Annotated in this window: 15 protein-coding genes; 10 read left to right on the forward strand and 5 right to left on the reverse strand. The window is 55.5% G+C overall.

All coding sequences use genetic code 11. From position 1 onward, the window contains the following. Positions 1–357 precede the first annotated feature (357 nt). Both IE156_RS18075 and IE156_RS18080 read right to left on the reverse strand, forming a co-directional pair. The gene (locus IE156_RS18075) at positions 358–1,329 is read right to left on the reverse strand and encodes a Bug family tripartite tricarboxylate transporter substrate binding protein (protein ID WP_189394052.1); all 972 of its coding nucleotides are present in this window, start codon (positions 1,327–1,329) and stop codon (positions 358–360) included. 36 nt (positions 1,330–1,365) lie between these two features. Beyond that, positions 1,366–2,955 (reverse strand): sulfatase family protein, encoded by a 1,590-nt coding sequence (locus IE156_RS18080; RefSeq protein WP_189394053.1) that lies wholly within the window; start codon positions 2,953–2,955, stop codon positions 1,366–1,368. 106 nt (positions 2,956–3,061) lie between these two features. Between IE156_RS18080 and IE156_RS18085 the strand changes: the two genes are divergently transcribed. Next, positions 3,062–3,976: a LysR family transcriptional regulator gene (locus tag IE156_RS18085; protein WP_189394054.1), complete on the forward strand. Its 915-nt coding sequence runs from the start codon at positions 3,062–3,064 to the stop codon at positions 3,974–3,976. A gap of 115 nt (positions 3,977–4,091) precedes the next feature. Continuing rightward, on the forward strand, positions 4,092–5,204 hold the full coding sequence (locus tag IE156_RS18090) for a GGDEF domain-containing protein (RefSeq protein WP_189394055.1): 1,113 nt from the start codon (positions 4,092–4,094) through the stop codon (positions 5,202–5,204). Positions 5,205–5,267: 63 nt separating this feature from the next. Here IE156_RS18090 and IE156_RS18095 read toward each other — a convergent pair whose 3' ends face one another. Further along, a complete protein-coding gene (locus IE156_RS18095) occupies positions 5,268–7,700 on the reverse strand; it encodes a penicillin acylase family protein (protein ID WP_229841508.1) in 2,433 nt (810 codons plus the stop codon). 651 nt (positions 7,701–8,351) lie between these two features. On the opposite strand from IE156_RS18095, the gene IE156_RS18100 reads away from it, so the two are divergent. The 5 genes from IE156_RS18100 (at position 8,352) to IE156_RS18120 (ending at position 13,627) form a co-directional block, all read left to right on the forward strand. Further along, entirely contained in the window at positions 8,352–9,527 is a 1,176-nt protein-coding gene (locus IE156_RS18100; protein ID WP_189394069.1) for an ABC transporter substrate-binding protein, read from the forward strand. Positions 9,528–9,594: 67 nt separating this feature from the next. Beyond that, positions 9,595–11,490 (forward strand): ABC transporter permease, encoded by a 1,896-nt coding sequence (locus IE156_RS18105; protein WP_229841510.1) that lies wholly within the window; start codon positions 9,595–9,597, stop codon positions 11,488–11,490. Continuing rightward, complete coding sequence (locus IE156_RS18110; protein ID WP_189394056.1) at positions 11,487–12,254, forward strand: ABC transporter ATP-binding protein; 768 nt, start codon at positions 11,487–11,489, stop codon at positions 12,252–12,254. The genes IE156_RS18105 and IE156_RS18110 overlap by 4 nt, the downstream gene beginning before the upstream one ends. Next, complete coding sequence (locus IE156_RS18115) at positions 12,251–13,030, forward strand: ABC transporter ATP-binding protein (RefSeq protein ID WP_229841513.1); 780 nt, start codon at positions 12,251–12,253, stop codon at positions 13,028–13,030. Before IE156_RS18110 ends, IE156_RS18115 begins: the two co-directional genes overlap by 4 nt. 48 nt (positions 13,031–13,078) lie before the next feature. After that, positions 13,079–13,627, forward strand: a complete 549-nt coding sequence (locus IE156_RS18120) for a DUF924 family protein (protein WP_189394057.1) — start codon at positions 13,079–13,081, stop codon at positions 13,625–13,627. A 164-nt stretch (positions 13,628–13,791) separates the two neighbouring features. On the opposite strand, the gene IE156_RS18125 is transcribed toward IE156_RS18120, so the two are convergent. Then, on the reverse strand, positions 13,792–16,632 hold the full coding sequence (locus tag IE156_RS18125) for a c-type cytochrome (RefSeq protein WP_189394058.1): 2,841 nt from the start codon (positions 16,630–16,632) through the stop codon (positions 13,792–13,794). Further along, positions 16,629–17,105 (reverse strand): (2Fe-2S)-binding protein, encoded by a 477-nt coding sequence (locus IE156_RS18130; RefSeq protein WP_189394059.1) that lies wholly within the window; start codon positions 17,103–17,105, stop codon positions 16,629–16,631. Before IE156_RS18130 ends, IE156_RS18125 begins: the two co-directional genes overlap by 4 nt. A gap of 400 nt (positions 17,106–17,505) precedes the next feature. Between IE156_RS18130 and IE156_RS18135 the strand changes: the two genes are divergently transcribed. The 3 genes from IE156_RS18135 to IE156_RS18145 form a co-directional block, all read left to right on the forward strand. After that, complete coding sequence (locus tag IE156_RS18135; RefSeq protein ID WP_189394060.1) at positions 17,506–19,764, forward strand: xanthine dehydrogenase family protein molybdopterin-binding subunit; 2,259 nt, start codon at positions 17,506–17,508, stop codon at positions 19,762–19,764. Positions 19,765–19,824: 60 nt separating this feature from the next. Continuing rightward, positions 19,825–20,649 (forward strand): alpha/beta fold hydrolase, encoded by an 825-nt coding sequence (locus IE156_RS18140; protein WP_189394061.1) that lies wholly within the window; start codon positions 19,825–19,827, stop codon positions 20,647–20,649. 81 nt (positions 20,650–20,730) lie between these two features. Continuing rightward, on the forward strand, positions 20,731–21,248 hold a 518-nt coding region (locus IE156_RS18145; protein ID WP_505601406.1), incomplete at its 3' end, for a 2,5-dihydroxypyridine 5,6-dioxygenase NicX family protein.

The following is a 21,248-nucleotide window of genomic DNA, read 5'->3' on the forward strand; positions in this document are numbered from 1 at the left end:
CTTGTCTTGGCGGGGCCCTTGCCCACGCTGCGCGTGGGTCCCCTTGTCAGTGTGGCGGTGCGGGCGGGTCGTGAACTCGGAGCGCGATTTGTCCCCCGGACAAACCGCAAGCGCGCTCCTCAAACAGCACGACCCTTGTATCCCGCACCGCCACCCCGCCCGCGGCAAGAGCCCTGACTCGCCCGACAAGCCGGACAGGGGCCCCACAAGAAAACAAGCAACATCGGCTAAAGACCAAACAGCACTAGGATGGAAAGGATGACTTGTAGTGAGGGCTTGCCTCTTCCCGTGATCCCTTTTTTTCGCGCTACTTCATAAAAAAACGGCCTCTAAAAATAGAGGCCGTAAATTCAAATCTTACTGATCAGAGCGGATATTGTTATCCCGCACGATCTGCTCCCACCGAGCACTACGTTGCTGCACCCATTGCTCCGGGGAAACCGTTTTCGACTCGTAAGCCTGAATATCCAGCATCCGCAAAGTCTCAGCGGTAGAAGGGCGCTTCACAATATCGCTTAGCAATGCGTTCCATGCCTTGATCTTTTCCGGAGGCGAACCTTTAGTGGTGAACACCAGGTACGAGAAGCTCTCGTCGAAGTTCTCCAGACCAGGCAACTTTGCCTCAGCCAAGGTGGGCACTTCCGGCAACAAAGGATTGCGTTTGCCACCCGAAGTCGCCAAAGGCGTCAACAGACCTTCCTTGATGGGCCCCAATACACCGGCAATCGTCAGAAAACCGCTGTCCAGACGCTCGCCATACATATCATTGACCACGGCGCTATTGCTGCGATACGGAATGTGATCGAGCTTGATGCCACTATCTTGAGTTAAAGCCGACATCATCAAATGCCCAGGCGAGCCCATGCCAGCCGAACCATAATTCATCGGTTTTTCACGGGCGAGCTCCAGAAAAGCGGCCGGCGTTTTGATGCCGGTTTTACTGGGAACCACCAATACCTGATCAAACGTACCCAGCAAAGAAACCAGCTCCAGAGACTCGCCGATCTTGAACTTGCTGTTGACGTAAATATGCGGATTCGCCGTGGCAACCGTATCCAGCGTCAGCAACAGCGTATTGCCATCGGGCTTGGCGCGACCCACCGCCTCAGCGGCAATCGTACCTGCTGCACCGGCACGGTTCTCAACCACAATCGTTTGGCCAGTTGTCTCTGTTGCTTCACGAGCCAACATACGACCCAAGACATCCAGCGGGCCGCCTGCCACGGAGCTGACGACAATCGTGGCTACCTCGGCACTCTGGACTGGCGTAGCCAAAGGTAAGATCAGCGCACAAATACTTACTTTGCGCAGCAAGGAAAGGGTGGGCATAGATGTCTCCAGATAGGGGTAGTTAAGGTGTTTAGCTCACGCTATCGCCAGAGGCAAAGGACTGGTTTCGCTGTGAGCCATTATGGTATCGATCAATTCACACAAAAGCGCTGTTTTTAAAGCCTGCGCAGTAGGCTCGTCCCATAAATTATGTTGCTCCAGCGGATCAGCTTGCAGATCGTACAGCTCACCAATTTGGCCGCCTTCATACAAACTGAGGCGGTGATTTTGAGTGACCAAGGAACGTAGCTTGGTGCGGATCGGCGTGCTAAATAGCTTGCGCTGGTTCTCTTCCTCGATCAGCACGCCCGTGCGCCAATCTGTTTGCTCCTGCTGCATCAAATCCAGCAAAGAGCGGCCTTGAATACCGTTGTAGGGCAACTGGCCCGCACGTTGCAAAACCGTAGGCGCGACGTCAATGGTAGAACATACCGCCGGGCTTGTGCCTTGCGCTTGCGCATTGGTGGGATCAAACCAGATAAAGGGGCTGCGAATAATACTCTGGTAATGAACTGGGCCTTTCAGCATCAACTGATGATCGCCCATGAAGTCGCCGTGGTCGCTCATGAACATGACGATGGTGTTTTCAGTCTGGCCGGTTTGCTCCAGATGATCCAGAATGCGCCCGATCTCGGCATCAATATGGGTAATGGAACCGTAGTTCAGGGCAATCGCTTCGCGGGCCTCGCGCTCGGAGCAGGCAAACAGCGTTGGGGTGTGCTTGATCGCTTTGCCTTCATCGCGCAATTGATGCAGCAACTGCAGATGAGCAGGCAGGGGATGTGGCCCAAGATGAAAGGAGTCGGGCAGGCTGACTTCTTCAGGCTTGTACATATCCCAGTACTGACCGTGCGGTGTAAAGGGGTGATGCGGATCGGGAAAGGAGCACTGAATAAAGAACGGCTGTTGTTCCTGGGCATATTTGTCCAGCACAGCGCGGGTGCGTTCACCAATCCAGGCCGTGGTGCTGTACTCTTCTGGCACACGGGTACGCCAAGCCTGACCAATCCGGCTTAATTCGTAGTCCGGAGTTGGAATGGCATGCTCAGGGCCAGACAAGGCAGCGATTTCTGGGTGTTCGTCCTGCAACCAGCGACCGTAATCCCCCCAGACCTGATCGCCGTGATCAATCGCCAGGTCTACGTGCTCATAGCCGTAAAAAGGCAGAGTCACACCATGATCAGCACGCTCTTGCCACAGTTGGCCACACTCTTGGCCGTAATCATTCAAGGGCAGCGGCGGACGTGCCTCGCCTTGAGTCGGTGGGTCCTCCGGGCGTGGGTATAGCGGGGGCGTGTCTGTGATGTTTTGCAGATGAGCCTTACCTACCAAGGCGGTACTCCAGCCAGCCTGGCGCAGCACATCCACAAAGGTGCTGGAATCCAGAGGCAAAGGGACACCGTTATGACGGGCACCGTGTACCGATGGCATACGACCGGTCATCAAGGAGGCGCGGTTGGGCATACAGATGGGGGTGGCGACGTAAAATCGGTCAGCACTCCAGCCACGGGCAGCTAAAGCATCCAGATTGGGCGTTTTTACTTCTTTATTGCCGTAACAAGCCAAATGATCAGCGCGGAGTTGATCCGCAATGATCAATAAAAAATTGGGTACTGATTGAGACATGACGTGCCTATTTTGTAGCTTTGGGTATACCCATTATGGAAGCTGTAGCCATAATGTTAAATTGAATAACTTGCAGGTATATATACATCTTTCATATAGGTAAGTCATGAGCTGGAGTGAACGCATTCGCTTAAAGCATCTGCAGGTTTTAATTCGTTTGTGCGAAGAAAAAAGCATGAGCGATGTGGCCCGGCAATCCAATATGACTCAGCCTGCCTTGTCAAAATGGCTCAAGGATTTTGAAGACAATATAGGCATGCCCTTATTCGAGCGCCATGCGCGCGGTATTGAGCCTTTACCGGCGGCTTTAGCCCTGGTTACGCAGGCTCAAGGGGTGCTGAATCGTCTGGATCGCATGAATGCGACCCTGGAGCAATACCGGCAAGGTTTTCGTCAGCAATTTACCTTGGGTATTTCACCTATGGTGGCGGCAGTTTATTTGCCCCAGTTGCTGACGTATTTGTATGAGCGCGATCCGCAATGCCACATCCGTATTCAGGAAGGCACGCTGGATGTGCTTAGCCGTAATCTGGAGCAGGGTGAACTGGATCTGGTCATTGGTCGGGTGGACGAAGCAGGCCGCAACCCGGCTATGGGGTATTTGCCCCTGGGCATGGTGCCCTTGGGGGTCGCGGCGTGCCGTAAGCACCCGCTGGCACAACAGGATGAAGTGACCTGGGAACAAACGCTGGAGTATCCCTGGATTCTGCCACCCCGCAACAGCCCTATGCGGCGCAGTTTCGAATTGGGCCTGGATGCCAAGGGCTTGCCATACCCGACCTGCGCGATTGAATCGGCCTACGCACATACCAATGCCCGGGTTGCGGTCAATAGTCACTTTTTAGTCCCTATGACTCGGAGTATGGTGCCTGTCTACCCCGATTTATGTATTTTGGAACTGGACTGGAGCGACCCGCGTTTGCATGGTCAACTAGGTCTGTTGTGGCGCCCGCAGGATTCGGGTGAGCCTATGCTGGAAGAGGTGATTAGTTGGATGAGCAAGCAAGATCAAGTAGCGTGAGTGTAAGACAGGGTCAGTGTGTGCTGACCCTGAAAGAACTGACAGCTTGCTTTTTAGACTCGTGTAACTAAAAATTGCCGATATGTTATTTTGTTTCTTCTAAGCGAATCGATTGATGGGAACAATCTTGGAAGGCTGGAAAAACTTGCAAGCTATCAGTATTAGCTCGGTGCGCGACACACTGAGCGGGAAATATCATTCTCGTGACTTTATTCATGCCCGCATGGAGTATTTGCGCAGCCGTGTCATTTTAGTCGGCTTGCTATTTGCCTTGCTCACACCCTTGTGGACCTTGATGGATTGGTGGGTCTTGCCCAGTTGGCCAGCACACTTGATGGCTATCCGGGTTTTAAGTCTGGGCGGTCTTATTTTGTGTGTCTGGCTGGCTTTTAATGGGCACCAACGCATTACCCGCATTTATGTGTTGAGTGGGCTGGTCTTTATTTTGCCTGCTTCTTTTTATGCCTATATGCTGTTGACCCTGGCGGGGGCTGGGCATTACGTCGTGCTGGGTTACGGTTTTATTCCTTTTTTATTGGTCGCAACCCTCAGTATTTTTCCGTTTACCTTGCTGGAATCAGCGCTGGTCGGGGGCGCTTTAATTGCCTTGCAGGTTTTGGCCAGCGTCAGTTCGGGCACGTGGCTCACCATGAAAGGTTTGCAGGATCTTTGGCTCCTGAGTGCTTTATTGGTTGTGGCCTTGACCGCCAATTATTTTCACCTGGGGCTGCTGCTGCGTTTATATCGGCAAGCCACGCACGATACCTTGACGGGTCTGTTGAACCGGGGAGCGTTGAGCCGCCAATTAGGGCAAGAAGCTGCCCATGAGGCCCTGCATATCCTGATGGTGGACCTGGATCATTTCAAGCAGATCAACGACACCCACGGCCATTCGGTGGGCGATGAGGTGCTGATGCGTACGGCCTCTTTATTCAAGGCGCATTTGGGGCCGGAAGACTTGGCGGCACGTTATGGTGGCGAGGAATTCATGCTGATCTTGTCGGGCCGTAGCGATGAACAGGCTTTGAATTTTTCGCGACTCTTGCTGCGACAGGTGCATGGCCAGATTTTCTTCAATCACGATCGTGAGCCGTTTCAGATTACGGCCAGTATTGGCTTGGCTTTGTGCCAGCCCGGCCAGAATATTGAAGAGGTGCTGCAACTGGCGGATCAGCGCTTGTATAGCGCTAAGCGAGCAGGGCGTAACCAGGTTGTCGCCCAGGATTGAACTTTCCAACACGATAAACGGGGCCCGGTGCTGTACAAGCTCCAGGCCCCGCTTTGTATGGCCTTAGTAATGCAGGGTCTGACTGTCCTGGCTGGCCTTGTCGATCTCCTGGGCGCTGATGGCATCGCTCTTGCATTTGAACGCGCTAAACATCTCTAGCTGGTCCGAGTGATGCGGATCGGCTTCGCCTTGGGGGCTGATGAAACCGCTTTGCCCCGGTGCCATGATCGAGCACATGCGCACGCCTGCCGGGTCCAGCACGTACTGGAAGCGGGCACTGCCCGTGTTCAGATAGGGCAGGATGCGGCGTTCGTGTGCTGGGTCGGACCATGGCACGCCAATCGCATTGCGAGCGGCAAACAACATGGAGACGGCCGGGGCACGCCATTGCTGCGCTTGCGCACCTTGCGAATTTTGTAGTGTGGCAGCCGCTTGTTCTAGCGCATCCAGTACCAGTTCCTGGGCGGGGCGACCCTGCAGGAAATCAATCGTTTGTGGCACTCCGGAAGCGGGGCCCTGGATGGCATTCCAGATCAGCTTGGCTGCGGCGGCTGGCTGTGCGCTACGGGGATCATCCACAGCGGGGTACAGACTTTGGGTATAGCTGCTATAGACGCTGTCGGGTAAACGACCTTTCAAAAATACGGGCACGGCTGCCTGCATCCAGGCTTGCATGACCGCCGGGGCGCTACCTGCATATTGTTTGCCATCGCTGGCTAATTGCAGCTTGTAATCCCAACCCTTTAACTGTTCAGCGGCCTGACGGGCCAAGGCGCTAGCGCGTGGCAGCTTGGCGGCTTCCTGGATGATGGGGGCGAAGTAACGGGCATTCAGGTCAGAACGAGCACCTAAGGAGTCAATACCCCAGATTTCTTCATTGCTCAGGCGTTGCTTGGCCTGTAGCGGCGCCAGCAATTCCTGCACGCGATCCACATAGGAGAAGTTGGAGTTATCGGCCAGCAAAGCACCATAAGCCTTGTTGTTCCAGCTGGCGATATAGCCTTGTTGCGGGTTCAGCACTTTGGGGTTGTGGTCAAAGCTCAAGAAACCTTGCCATTCCATGCTGCCATCGCCTGTAGCCGGGAACTGGATGGCTTGATTGGCAGGACGCTTGGGCAAGAGGCCCAAGGCAGCCGTGCCGATATTGTTGTGAGTGTCCGCATAAAACCAGGTAATGGAGGCACTCACGCGTGAGGCCTGTGCCATGAACTGTTCCCAATTGCTTGCCTTGGCGGCATGTGCCCAGCCCAGCAAGGTTTCAATTTCCCGACCCTCCCAGGTACGGCGGTTGGCGTACGCAGTGTTGTTCCTTTTGTCCCAGCTGCTGACATAGCCTTGGGCTGCACGGTATACGTCCAGCATTACATCGTCCTGGCCACGCACTTTGATGCGTACCTGCTTGTGCTCCATGGGACGCCAGGCATTGTCATACCAGTAGCTGTGCGGGTCGCCTTCCTTCAGGCGCAGTTGGTAGACATCATTGGTGTCCAGTGAGCCTACCGTGGAGCCCCAGGCAATCTGGCCGTTGGTGCCAAACAAAATAGCGGGTAGGGCAACGGCGGTGCTGCCAGTCAGGTCATAGCCTGCGCCGTGCAGGCCGACGCTATAGGTAATGGATGGCGTGTACCAGCCTTGTTGCGGGCCGTTGTACAGCACGGCGTGGCCGTGAGTCGTCTTTTCCGGGCCCAGCAGCCAGGCATTGCTGGCAGTGGGGGTGCCTGCGGCAACGGTTGGGCCAAGGGCGATAGATTGCTTATGCAGATAGTCCTGTGCGGCTTGCGAGGACAGGGCCTGCAAATGCATAGGCAAATCGGCCAGAGTGGTCTTGGCGTCAGGCTGCGGAATGATAGTGGGGGCGGTGGGGTCGTTCAGCCAGCGCAATTGCTTGTAGAGCTGTTCGCCTCGTTCCACACCCTGGTCGGCTTTCAAGGTTTCCAGCAGATTCAGGTTGGCGACTTCAGCCGTACCGGCAAAAAAGCGGTTTAGAATCAGCCCAACCCAGACCATGGCAATATCTTCAGCCTGCCATTCCGATGGATCAAAACCCTTGTCCAGAAACTCCTTGGGCATCAGGGTATCGCGCTGGGCTTTCACCTCACGGACACGCTGCGTAAAGCCAGCGGCATAGCCCTCAAACATGGCGCGGTCTTCTTTGGACAGGGCGGCCAATTGCTTGCGGATGGAGTCCGGGTCGATATTGTTGTGGGTGACTTTATCCAGCTCCAGGAAATCCGTTCCCAGAACCTCGGCGACTGTTCCCCAGCCTGAACGCTTGGCAATTTCCATCTGGTACAGACGGTCTGTGGCTACGGCATAGGCGTAGCCATAGAACAGTCCATAGGTGCTGTCAGCGTAGATGTGCGGTGTGCCATAGCTGTCGCGCTTGATGGTGACGCTGCGCTCACTGACGGGGGCACTGGCGCAGGCGGCCAGCAAGACGCTGATGGTCAACACACTAAGGGTCAGCCGGGATGGGAAGCGACGGGGGAAAGTCAAAATCTAGTCTCCTCAAGAGTAGCCGTGGGGGTCTACGTTTTTTTATCTCTTGAGAATATAACGTCAAAATTCTTTAGGTATTGATATTTCCAGGTGAAACTTTATAGAGGATTTCCCCAGTACAAAATTGACGTTGGAAAGAAAAAGGCGGGGAGTTGAAGGCGGCGGCAAGAGCAGCCACCGCGGCGCTTTTCAAGAGTGTTGGCCGCCTGCGAAGACAAGACAGTATCAGCGTTTCGTGGGGTTTTTTAGCCGTTTTAAGCCTGATTGCCGGATATGATGGAGCAGTTTATGAAATCCATGATTCAGCGTGTGTAGCAACCCGGCAGGGCAGTAGCGTTTTAATCTTTGGGCTTATTGAGTGTAGTCACTGTATATCTATGTTTTCATTTTTGCCAGGCGATTAACTTTCTCTGCTCATTTGTTCTTCATTTCCTTGATTTTCCGGCGTTCTACGTAGCTATTTGTGTTTTATGTCTAAAGTGTTCAAGGGTATATCCCTAGGTCTTGGCCGATTTACTCACAAAAATACCATGTGTACACTTTAAATCACTAAAACAAAACAAGTCGCTGAGTCGTGTTTCGCGTCACAAGCCCACGGAGAAGACAATGAATAAGACATTTGCAGGGGTAGCACTGGCTGGAACAATGATGTTGCAAACTTGGGGGGCTACCGCTGCCGCCGAGGGCGTCATCAAAATTGGGGAACTCAACAGCTATAAATCCCAACCGGCTTTTTTGGGGCCGTACCGAAACGGGATGGAGTTGGCGATTGAGCAGATCAATCAGGCCGGGGGGATTCACGGCAAGCAATTGCAGTTGATCATCAAGGATGACAACTCCAACCCAGGCGATGCAGTGCGCGCTGCCGAGGAATTGATCTCGCGTGAAAAAGTGGATGTGCTGACCGGGACCTTTCTGTCCAATATCGGTCTGGCCATTACCGATTTTGCCAAACATAAAAAAGTCTTCTTTCTGGCCAGCGAGCCTTTGACCGACAAGATCGTCTGGGCTGATGGCAATCGCTACACGTTTCGCCTGCGCAACTCCACCTATATGCAGGTGGCCATGTTGGTGCCTGAAGCGGTCAAGCTGAACAAGAAACGCTGGGCCATTGTGTACCCCAACTACGAGTACGGTCAGTCAGCAATTGCTACGTTCAAAACTTTGATGAAAGAAGCGCAGCCTGATATCGAGTTTGTAGCCGAGCAAGCAACACCGCTGGGTAAAGTGGATGCGGGCGCCGTGGTTCAGGCCCTGTCAGAGGCCAAGCCCGATGCCGTCTTTAACGTACTGTTTGCGTCCGACTTGGCCCGTCTGGTTCGTGCCGGTAATCAGCGCCAGTTCTTTACTCCCACCTTTCCTGTGGTCAGCATGTTGACGGGCGAGCCTGAATACTTGGACCCCTTGGGTGAAGAAACGCCGGAAGGCTGGATTGTTACCGGCTACCCCTGGTATGCCATCGACACGCCCGAACATAATGCCTTCCTGAAAGCCTATCAGGACAAGTACAAAGAGCATCCACGTCTGGGCACCATTATTGGCTACAGCACCATTGTCTCTATAGCTGCTGGCATTGAAAAAGCCGGCTCCACAGACACCGAAGCCATGATCAAAGCCTTCCGTGGCTTGGATGTGGTGACGCCATTTGGCCCCATCACCTACCGCACACAAGATCAGCAATCTACTCAGGGGGCGTATGTGGGCGTGCTGGCCAAGCAGGATGGCAAAGGCATCATGACCAACATCCGCTATGCCGATGGCAAAGATGTACAGCCTACGGATGAGCAGGTCAGCCAGTGGCGTCCTGCCGCAGCTAATCAATAATTCCAAGAGCGCAGTATTTCGTAGATCGGCGCGCCACCTGGCGCGCCACTTCTGACGCGAGGCAGTAATGGCCTTATCGGGTTTATGGGTGCAGTTCCTTAACGGACTGGCCGAGGCATCGTCTTTGTTCCTGGTGGCGGCAGGTCTTTCCCTGATCTTTGGGGTGACACGTATCGTCAACTTTGCACACGGCTCCCTGTACATGCTGGGCATCTACATGGCGTATTCCACCGTGCAATTCATGGGTGGCTCGGCGCTGGGTTTTTGGACGGGCCTGATTGTAGCGGCCCTGCTGGTCGGCGCCTTGGGCGCTTTGTTGGAAATTGTGCTGTTGCGGCGTATTTATAAAGCGCCCGAGCTGTTCCAGTTATTGGCTACCTTTGCCTTGGTGCTGGTCATCAATGACGGGGCATTGGCCGTGTGGGGACCAGAAGATCTGCTGGGGCCGCTGGCTCCGGGCTTGAATGGGTCTATTTCCATTGCTGGTCGTTTTTTCCCGGTTTATGACTTGGTGCTGATCGTGATCGGCCCTGTGGTGCTGGGTTTGCTCTGGCTCTTGCTGACTCGTACGCGTTGGGGCGTGCTGGTACGCGCCGCGACCCATGACAGACAGATGCTGGGTGCGCTGGGCGTGAATCAGGCCTGGTTGTTTACGGGCGTATTTGCGCTGGGTGCTTTTCTGGCCGGTTTGGGTGGAGCCGTGCAGTTGCCGCGTCAACCAGCCAACTTGCTGCTGGATTTGAGCGTGATTGGCGATGCCTTTGTGATCGTGGTGGTCGGTGGCATGGGCTCCATTCCTGGTGCATATGTAGCCGCCCTGATCGTGGCTGAATTGAAAGCCCTGTGTATTGCCTTGGGAACCGTCACCTTCTTCGGTGTTGACTTTGCTTTTCCCAAATTAACGTTGGTGGTGGAATTCATTTTCATGGCCGTGGTGCTGGTGTTCCGGCCCTGGGGCTTGTTTGGTCGTGCACAAGCTGTCAGCCGTAACTCGGCCCCGATTGAAGCGCCGTTGCGCGCAGGCAGTGGGGCATTCCAGATCATGGTGTTGGTGGTTCTGGGCGTGATGGCCGCCTTGCCTTTGTTGAGCGACTGGTTCCCTTACGCCCCTGTGTTGGCTTTGGATATTTTGGTCCTGGCGCTGTTCTCCTTGAGCCTGCACTTCATGATGGGGCCAGGTGGCATGAACTCTTTTGGTCATGCGGCCTATTTTGGGCTGGGTGCGTATGCGGCCGCCTTGCTCTTTAAAGCGGCTGCCCTGTCTATGGGCTGGTCTTTGGTTCTGGCTCCAGCGGTCGCCGGTTTAGGTGCATTGATCTTTGGCTGGTTCTGCGTGCGTCTATCCGGGGTGTATCTGGCCATGCTGACTTTGGCTTTCGCACAGATCGTTTGGTCGATTGTGTATCAGTGGGACAGTTTTACCGGCGGCTCCAACGGCGTGGTCGGTATCTGGCCTGCCGAATGGCTGTCGGGTGAACGCTACTATTACTTTGCCTTGCTTGTGGTCGTGGCGGCAGCCTTCATGCTGCGCCGGATTTTGTTCTCGCCCTTTGGCTATGCCATGCGTGCCAGCCGGGACTCGGCCTTGCGGGCCGAGGCGATTGGTATTCCTGTGAAAAGTGTGCAGTGGCTGACCTTTATCTTGGCGGGTACCTTTGCCGGTCTGGCTGGCGCTTTGTTTGTCTTTTCCAAGGGCAGTGTGTCGCCTGAAGTGATTGCCGTGAATAAATCCGTGGATGGTTTGGTCATGGTCTTGCTGGGTGGTTTGCAAACCCTGGTAGGCCCGGTCGTCGGTGCGGCGGTGTTCACCTTGCTGCAGGATTTCTTCCTGGGCTTTACGCAATATTGGCGTGCCTTGTTTGGTGGCGTGATTTTGTTGCTGGTGCTGGCCTTCCCGCAAGGCATTGCCGGATTCTTTAAACGCTGGGCGCATCGCCGCGTGGCACCGGGGGTGTCGTCATGAGTTTGCTGCAAGTACGAGGTCTAAAAAAAGCGTTCGGCGGCAATCTGGCCGTAGACGGGATTGAGTTCGATGTGAAGGCCGGCGAATTCCTGGCCTTGATCGGCCCCAATGGCGCAGGCAAAACCACTACCTTCAATATGGTGGGTGGTCAACTGTCGCCAACGGCAGGTTCGGTGCGTCTGGACGATCAGGAGCTGGTGGGTCTGGCGCCACGCAAAATTGCTGCGTTGGGTGTGGGCCGTACCTTCCAAATTGCTGCCACTTTTGCATCTTTGACGGTGGTCGAGAACGTACAGATGGCTTTGCTGGCCCATCAGAAAAAACTGTTTTCCTTTTGGCGTCGGGCGGCTCAATTTGAACGGGCGCGGGCTCTGGATCTGCTGGATCAGGTGGGCATGTTGGCGCAAGCCGAACGGCCATGCAGCGAACTGGCTTATGGCGATGTGAAACGTGTGGAGCTGGCTATTGCCTTGGCCAATGATCCACGTCTTTTACTGATGGATGAGCCCACCGCGGGCATGGCTCCCAAAGAGCGTAATGAGCTGATGCGTTTGACCAAAAAACTGGTGATCGAACGCAATATGGGTGTGCTGTTTACTGAGCACAGCATGGACGTGGTGTTCGAGCATTCGGACCGCATGCTGGTATTGGCCCGTGGCCGTCTGGTGGCAGAGGGGGATGCCGACTATATCCGTCAGCACCCCAAAGTGCAGGAGGTTTACTTTGGCACTGGTAAAACATTTGAGAACAAGGAGTCGGCATGACGCAGGATCTCGTAGCCGGTTCTGACCGGGCCGCCACAGGCGCGACAGCCGAGGCACCGTTGCTCAGTGTCGATGGCTTGAATGCCTGGTACGGTGCAGCGCATATTTTGTTTGATCTGTCCTTGACCGTACAGCGTGGCGAGGTTGTTGCCTTGATGGGCCGTAACGGTGCAGGAAAATCCACCACACTTAAGTCCGTGATGGGGTTGATGGAGCGCTCCAATGGCCATATCGAATTCATGGGGCAGACCATTCACGATAAACAACCCTTTGAAATTGCCCGTGCAGGCTTGGGTTTTGTGCCCGAAGACCGACGTATCTTTACCGACTTAAGTGTCACTGAAAATCTGGAGGTGGGGCGTCAACCTCCCCGACACTGGCCGGATGGCACGGCGGCGCCGCACTGGCTACCGGAGCGCTTGTACAGCCTGTTTCCCAACTTGGGTCAAATGCAGGACAGGCCGGGCGGGCAGATGAGTGGCGGCGAGCAGCAAATGTTGACGGTAGCGCGGACTTTGATGGGCAACCCTTATCTGGTGCTGCTGGATGAACCTTCCGAGGGTGTGGCTCCCGTGATTGTGGAGCAGATGGTGCACATGATCCTGGAGCTGAAACAAGCCGGTGTCAGTATCTTGCTGTCCGAACAAAACCTGCACTTTGCCGAACTGGTCTCGGATCGGGCCTATGTGCTGGAAAAGGGACAAATACGGTACAGTGGCGCCATGCAGGAATTAAGTGCCAACGAGCAAGTGCGGCGCACTTACCTGTCTGTTTAATTCCGGACCTCCCGATTTCAGAGGTCTGACCGGCTTCAGGAGAACACCATGGCAGATGCACGTCCTAATCCACAGGCAGTGATTGATTTCTGGGTTCAGGCAGGACCAGAAAAATGGTTTCGCAAGTCCGACGACTTTGACCGGGAATTTTGCGAGCGCTTTTTAGACTGGCACGAGCGCGCCGCCAAGGGCGAGTTTGACGATTGGGCGCAGACGGCGGAAGGGACGTATGCCTTGTTGGTTTTGCTCGATCAGTTTCCGCGTAACTCATTTCGCAATACCACTCGCATGTACGCCACGGATGACAAAGCCCTGGCGATTGCCAAAGAGATGGTGGCCAAGGGCTTGGACAAGCAGATCCCCCTGGAGCGTCGTGTGTTTTGCTACCTGCCATATTCCCATGCGGAAAATCTGGCCGATCAGCAAGAAGCGGTGCGCTTGAATCAGGAGATCGGTCTTCCCTGGTTGGATCATGCCGAAGAGCATCTGGACGTGGTTGAGCGTTTTGGCCGCTTTCCGCATCGCAATACGATTCTGGGTCGCGCGACGACTGCGCAAGAAAAAGAGTTTCTGCAAGAGGGCGGTTTTTCGGGCTGATTGGTTTAGGGTCTGAGTCTTGGGCTTCAGATCTAGCCCGAGCAAATCTGAATGTGACGCACGATAAACAAAGGCGGCTTCAAGTTTCAACTTGGCCGCCTTTGTCTTTACCGCTGATTACTGGATTTGTGCCACAGGGGCCCTCTATGCAGGCAGGACTGCTTTTATAAGTGGCCCTTTTGCTCCCGTATAGTCGCGATCTTGTCTTTCAAGCCTGTCCAGGCCGGTTTCCCCGGCGCAAAGCGTGCCCGCATATAGTTCAGCAAATCTTCCATCTGTTCGTCATTCATGCTGTTCTTGAAAGCAGGCATGGAACCCAGGGTAGGCTGGGCCGGACGGGTAATGCCGTGCATCAAGACTTGAATTGCATTGTCTGGGTGTTCGCTGTGCAGATTACTGTTCAGGGCCAGGGATGGACGTGCTCCAAACAGAACTGGGCCACCACGCGGATCGTGGCACACAGCACAAGCGCCATTGAATAGATTCTCGCCCGGCATCAGCATTACTTCTTTATTGCTGCGACTGCTCTGCTCCAGACGGGCGGCTTGGGCGGCGTGTTCCTGTTCCTGCTGGCTTTCAACCGGGTTCAGGCTGCTGAGGTAATTCGCCATGGCCCGCACATCCGATTCAGGCAGTTCGGCCAGACCCGCTACTACGGGGCCCATAGGGCCAGCCGCCACTCCATGGCGGGGTGAATAGCCGGTCCGCAGGTATTGATAAAGTTCTTGTTCTGTCCAGGGGATGGGGGCTTTGGACAGGCTGTTCAGCGCCGGAGCTTCCCAGTTATCGGCGAAGCCACCCGCCAGGAAATTAGCCGCCCCGCCTTTCTCGGCACCCAGCATATTGCGCGGGCTATGGCAGGCTGCGCAGTGGCCGCTGCTATTGACCAGGTAGGCACCCCGATTCCATTGCACGGTCTGCTCCGGGTCGGGCACGTAGGCATTAGGATCGCGGTGAAACAGCATGTTCCAGCCCGCCACCAAAGGCCGCATATTCATGGGGAACGGCAGCTTGGTCTCGGGAACTTCGGACTTTACGGGCTCTTGCGTCATCAGGTAGGCATACAGAGACTGCATGTCCTCGTCGCTGATCTTGGCGAAAGCGGTGTAGGGAAAGGCCGGGTACAGATGACGTCCATCCTGATGGATGCCCTCGCGCATGGCACGCTCAAAGGCTTTATAGCTCCAGGCACCAATGCCCGTTTCTTTGTCGGGAGTAATGTTGGTGGTGTAGATCGTGCCAAACGGCGTATCCAACCCCAGGCCGCCTGCATTGGGTTTGCCCCCTTCAGTGGTATGGCACACCATGCAGTCGCCAGCAATGGCAACCAGTCGGCCGCGCTCGATGGCCAGCTCTGAAAAGATAGAGGTATCAACTTGCCCGACAGGGGCAATAGCAGGACGCCAGGGCAGGGCGCTCAATATCGTGCCAGTCGCTACAGCGGCCAGGGCACCCCATCCCATTTTTCGTTTTTTGCTGTTGCCTGCTTTACCTGTCTGATAGCCCAAGGCCAGTGATTGCTCATTAAAAGGGGCACTGGTCAGACGGATGCCGCTGGCATTGAAAATAGCATTGGCAATGGCGGCAGCGGCGGGCAGTTCCACGCCCTGGTTCCAGGCCAGTGGCTGGCCTACGGCGGACTCCCTCTTGACCAACTGGACGGCAGGCTGGGCAGCCTTGTCTTTGACTGTTCCTTTATTCCCTGCGTCGCTGCTACTACCCCTGGTACTGTTCAGCAATTGCTGCGCCCAACGGCCCAGCCTGTCAGCTAATGCGGGTGTAGACTCGGGAGTCTGGTCGTGATTGTTCAGTTCTGTGCTGTCGTGACCAATAGTCAGCTTGTCGATGCTAAGCGTCCCTTGGCGAGTATCCACACTGACATCCACTGCCCAGGCAGACCACTGCTCACGTGCCGCCTGTCCCGGGATCTGCTCAACAATATGGCTGTAGGCCAGTCCGCGTCCTTTACGCATTGGCCCCTGCTGCGGGGGTAAAGGTTCAGACCAGTCCGATTGTGTGGCCACGCGTTGCAGCAGATCGCGACCTTGGGGGCTACGCACTTGTTCCAGTCGCGCTTCCAATGGATCCAGTCCCAGTGTGTGGCAATCCTGGTCGAACTGCGATTCCTGCGCAAAAACGGTGGCCTGGGCCAGACTGTCCGGGTCGCTGCTGGCAGCGGCGCCATCATAGTTAGGGGTAGGCGCAGCAAAGTACTCGCTTTTGACTTCCGGGCCACTGCTGGGCAAGTCTTGTTGACCACACAAGATGGCGGCCAAAGAGGGGCGAGCGCCCGACAAGGTGTTCAAGTGCCAGCGACTGGCTTGCAAGTGGGCGTTCAGACCACCTTCAAGGGCTGTGTTCTGATAAACGCTTAAACGAATAATGGCTTCGCTTTGGCTGGCGCGTACCTGTACCGCTTGCGGGCGGCCAAAGGCCATCACAGCCGCGTCCATGGCACAGTCATAGGCATCAGCGTGCTCGCCTGTGATATCTTGCAGGCAGATTTGCTCAGTTGGTAGGCCGCTTAGTGCTTGCAGTTCAATCAGTAGGGCGGCGGGGCGATCAGTGTGAGCCCATACGTATAGTTTTTTGTCGTGATAGCAGGCGCGAGCCCAGGCTGTGTCCTGATGCTCTGTATGAGTCAGCCATTCGTAGCTTTGATCGGGCTTGCTGATCGTCTTGGCGCCTGCTTCATTCGCTTGCAATACCGCTTGGTGAGCGGTGACGGGAGTGGCCCAGCGGGCATCCAGCAAGGCAGCACCTTGATGGGCCTGTTCGGCTTGAACAGCCAGCACACCCAGGAAATTGCCCATATGAACACAAGCAACCACACCGGGCACTTGCAGGGCAGCCTGCTTGTCTACGGTCTGTAATTCTGCGCCTTGGTACTGTCCATTTTCATACGACCAGTAAGGCGGGCGTACGACCGCGCCGTGTAGCAGATGGGTATCGGGGGGCAGCTCCGGCCATTGTGCTCGGGAGCTATTTTGTACTGAATGACTCATTGCCGGGCCTTTGCGACACGCAGTGCTGCTTGCATGATTTCCACATGGGTCCCGCAGCGACACAAGTTATAACGCAGCTCGTCGCGGATCTGTTCTTCAGTGGCTTGCGGATTGCGGTCCAGCAAAGCCTGCACGGTCATGACCATACCATTCAAGCAGTAACCGCATTGGGCTGCCTGGCAATCAATAAAGGCTTGCTGCACATCATTGGGCTGGCCCTTTTGGGCTAGACCTTCCAATGTCGTGATCTGACGGTTTTCAACCAAGCTGACCGGCACCACACAGGAACGCGCTGCTACGCCATCCACCAATACCGTACAGGCACCACATTCGCCCAGACCACAGCCGAACTTGGGGCCATTTAGCTCCAGATCGTTGCGCAAGACATAGAGCAGTGGGGTATCGGGTTCCACCTCGATGATGTGGGTCTCTTGATTGACCCGCAAGGTGTGCGGGCGAGTACAAGGGTTCATGGGTTTCACCTTTGGTTGATCGCACCTTGTTGTCTGACAGCGTGTGCGGTGCTTTTATCAGCTCGGTATTGATATGCTTAAATTAAGTGTATACACTTTAATTTATTGAGTAAATAGATTCTACTACTCCCTTGAGGCATCAATCAAAGCCCTCTTGGTAAGCGATCTTAAATTCGGGTGTTTCTTATTTAATATAGGGTTTACACTGATTATTAAGCCCTTGATTTTCTCTTTATAGTAGGTGCGGTAATTAGGTTTTGGCGCACTGTATTTCATTTTATTAGGGTGTGTACGCTAGTAATTCGTGTTTTGTTAGTGCGTGCTTCAGGTAGGTTTCAGGGTCTGATCCGTGCCTGCTTCTTTTTAGACCTTGTTGATAAAGCCCCGCCAGGAGAGTGTGATGTCTTACGATGCGCCGCGCCACCAGCAGCAAGACTTGCTCAAGGCGCCCGGCACCTTGCTGATTTTAGCGGCACCGGCCCGGCCTCCCAAGCCTTCGCCTGGGCAGCCCGGCGTGGTGTCCGAGTATCTGCAGGCGCACGACGATGTGTTTGTGGCCGTCTCCGAGCAGGGCTGGGTGCGGGCGTTCCACGGTCATGTGGACCTGGGGACTGGTATTCAAACAGCTTTGAGCCAGATCGTGGCCGACGAGTTGGACGTGCCCATGTCACGCGTACAAATGGTGCTGGGCCATACCGATGCCTCCCCGAATCAGGGGCCAACCATTGCGAGTGCCTCGATTCAGATTCACGCCGTGCCGCTGCGCAAGGCGGCGGCGCAGGCGCGTCAGTTGCTACTGGCTCAAGCCGCACAGCGCTGGACGATGGATGCAGATCAACTGCGGGTAGAGGACGGCACGGTGATTGCCCCCGACGGGCGCAGCCTGACGTACTGGCAATTGCTGGAAGGCCTGGAGCTACGCACCTATCTGGATAAAGAAACCCCCACCAAACCGGCCGAGCAATTGCGCATTGTAGGGACGCCCCAGGCGCGTGTCGATATACCGGGCAAGGTTGCTGGGGACTGGATTTACGTGCATGACGTGCGTGTGCCTGGCATGTTGCATGGCCGTGTTGTGCGTCCTCCTTATATAGGGCGTGATAGCGGTGATTTTGTAGGCTGCAGCCTGGAGTCGGTCGACGAGCAGTCCATTCGCCATATTGGCGAGGATGTCGAGGTGGTTGTAGTCGGTGACTTTATTGGTGTGGTGGCCCGCCGCGAAGAACAGGCGATGCGTGCTGCTCGTGAATTGAAAGTACGCTGGAAAGCGGTCCCTCCTTTGGAGGACATGAGCAATCTGGAGCAACTAATTCGCCGTCAGCCCATGACGGAGCGCTTGCTGGCTGATATAGGCCCGGATTTTGACGAGTTGCCGCCTGAAGGCAAGCGCTTGAAGCGCACGTATATCTGGCCTTTCCAATTACATGCGTCGATTGGCCCTTCTTGTGCGGTGGCCGATTACCAGCCCGGTCATAGCCGCATCTGGTCCGGTTCGCAGAACCCGCATATGTTGCGTGTTCATTTAAGCCAGTTGCTGGACGAGGACGAAGCAGGTCTGGAGATCATCCGCCACGAAGCCGCAGGGTGTTATGGGCGCAATTGCGCAGACGATGTGTGTGCCGATGCCTTACTGCTGTCGCGGGCTGTCGGTGCGCCAGTACGTGTGCAACTGACTCGTGAACAGGAGCATGGCTGGGAGCCCAAAGGGGCCGCTCAGCTGATGGATGTAGAAGGTTCTATTGATGCTCAAGGGCAGTTGCGTCATTACGATTTCGTCACGCACTACCCCTCCAACGATGCACCGAATTTGGCTTTATTGCTGACGGGGCGTGAATCGGCTGCACCGCGTCAGCTGGAAATGGGCGACCGCACTGCGGTTCCACCCTATAGCTATCCCAAACAACGAATCGTTTGCCAGGATATGGCGGCGATTGTGCGCGCCTCCTGGTTGCGGGGCGTATCGGCCATGCCGAACTCTTTCGCACACGACTGCTTTCTGGACGAGCTGGCGGTAGAGGCCCAGATTGATCCTTTGACCTACCGTTTGCGCTATCTGGACCAGGATGTGCGGGCTCAGGAGCTTTTGCAGGCGGTGGCCGATAAAGGCCAATGGCAGCTGGGGCATCGTGGTTCACGTGGACAGCCCGATGATCAAGGCTATTTATATGGTCGCGGTTTGTCGTATGCACGTTATATACACAGCAAATTCCCCGGCTTTGGGGCTGCCTGGTCAGCCTGGCTGCTGGATCTGCGGGTCCACGTAGAAACTGGTGTGATCGAGCTTGAACAAATTTATGTTGGTCAGGACACGGGCCAGATGGTGAACCCGGCAGGCGTGCGCCACCAGATTCACGGCAATGTCATTCAGTCTTTAAGCCGCAGCTTGTATGAGCAGGTGCATTTCAACGCGCAAGGCGTGGTCAGTGCGGAGTGGGGCGCGTACCCCATTGTGGACTTCCCGCGTATCCCGCCGATTGAAGTCATTTTGATGGACCGGCAATCTGAGCCGCCTATGGGGTCGGGCGAATCCGCCTCCGTGCCCTGTGCCTCGGCTATAGCCAATGCTTTATTTGATGCAACTGGCCGACGTTTTCGGCAGGTGCCTTTTACACCGGATGTGGTCCGGGCCGCGCTGGCTGCTGCGCCTCAAACGGCGTAGGCAGCAGCAATTTTCATGGATCAGGCCCAGGCCTGACTGTTTCAATCCAAGGACAGATTAATGAGTACCTTTCTTTACGGCGGCCATGTTCATGCCAATGGCATTCGTCAGCATTACCTGCGTTTCGGTGGTTCCAGCGAAGGGCGCGATCAGCGTCCAGCGGTCATCATCGTTCCTGGTATCACCAGCCCGGCCGTGACCTGGGGCTTTGTGGGTGAGCAGTTCGGCAAGCACTTCGATACCTATATTCAGGACGTGCGTGGTCGTGGTTTGAGCGAAGCGGCGGAAGGCATGGACTACAGCTTGGACGCCCAGGCCGATGACTTGATCGCTTTGGCTCAAGCGCTGGGTCTGACAGACTACATCGTGGTCGGTCACTCGATGGGCGCACGTATTGGTTTGCGTGCAGCGCATAAGAACAGCGATGGCCTGAACCGTCTGGTGATGGTTGATCCACCTGTTTCTGGCCCAGATCGCCGTGCCTACCCGTCCAAGTTGCCTTGGTATGTGGATTCCATGGCCATGGCTCGTAAAGGTTGCACTGCGGAAGACATGCGTGCCTTCTGCCCGACCTGGACCCAAGAGCAGTTGCAATTGCGTGCTCAGTGGCTGCACACCTGCCACGAGCCTGCGATTCTGGCCAGTTTTGAAGGCTTCCACACTGACGATGTACACGTCGATTTCCCGCACTTGAAGGTGCCTGCTTTGCTGATGACTGCCGAGCGTGGCGATGTGGTGCGTGATGAGGACGTGGCCGAGATTCAGCAACTGGCCTCAGGCGTTCAGCACGTACGTGTGCCCAATGCCGGTCACATGATTCCTTGGGACAACGAAGCAGGTTTCTACGAAGCCTTCGGTGACTTCCTGGGCCAGCGCCTGGTGTGATGTTGATAGGGCCGCGTGGGCGGCCCGTCGTGATACAGATGCTCCGCGCTCGCGTTGGAGCCTTTCACAAGGAGAGACAAGATGGCAGTTAGTGATTACCAACTTATCGAGGCGTGGCAAGAAGTGCTGCGTCTGTCCAAGCTGCAAGCCGGTCAGACGGTGACCTTGCTGACCAGCTCGACGACGCACCCGCAGACCATGCAGTGCGCGCAGATTGCGGCGCAGTCCATGGGCGCAATTGTGAATCGCCTGGACCTGTTGCCCGTTAATGCAGAAAAAGCCTTGAGTCGCGACTCGCTGGCTTACTTGGGCACGACCCCTCTGACAGGTAATGAAGCAGCGATTGCGGCTTTGAAGGCCAGTGATCTGGTCTTGGATTTGATGACCTTGTTGTTCTCGCCCGAGCAGATCGATATTCTGAAGTCGGGTACCAAGATTCTGCTGGCCGTAGAGCCACCAGAAATTCTGGTGCGTACTGTGCCGACCGAAGCAGATCGTGCTCGCGTGACCGCGGCGGCAGCCTTGATCAAAGCCGCCAAGGAAATGAGCATTACCTCGGCAGCCGGTACAGATTTGCGCTGCCCGTTGGGTGAGTTCCC

Source organism: Alcaligenes pakistanensis (assembly GCF_014652815.1).
Lineage (GTDB): Bacteria > Pseudomonadota > Gammaproteobacteria > Burkholderiales > Burkholderiaceae_B > Alcaligenes > Alcaligenes pakistanensis.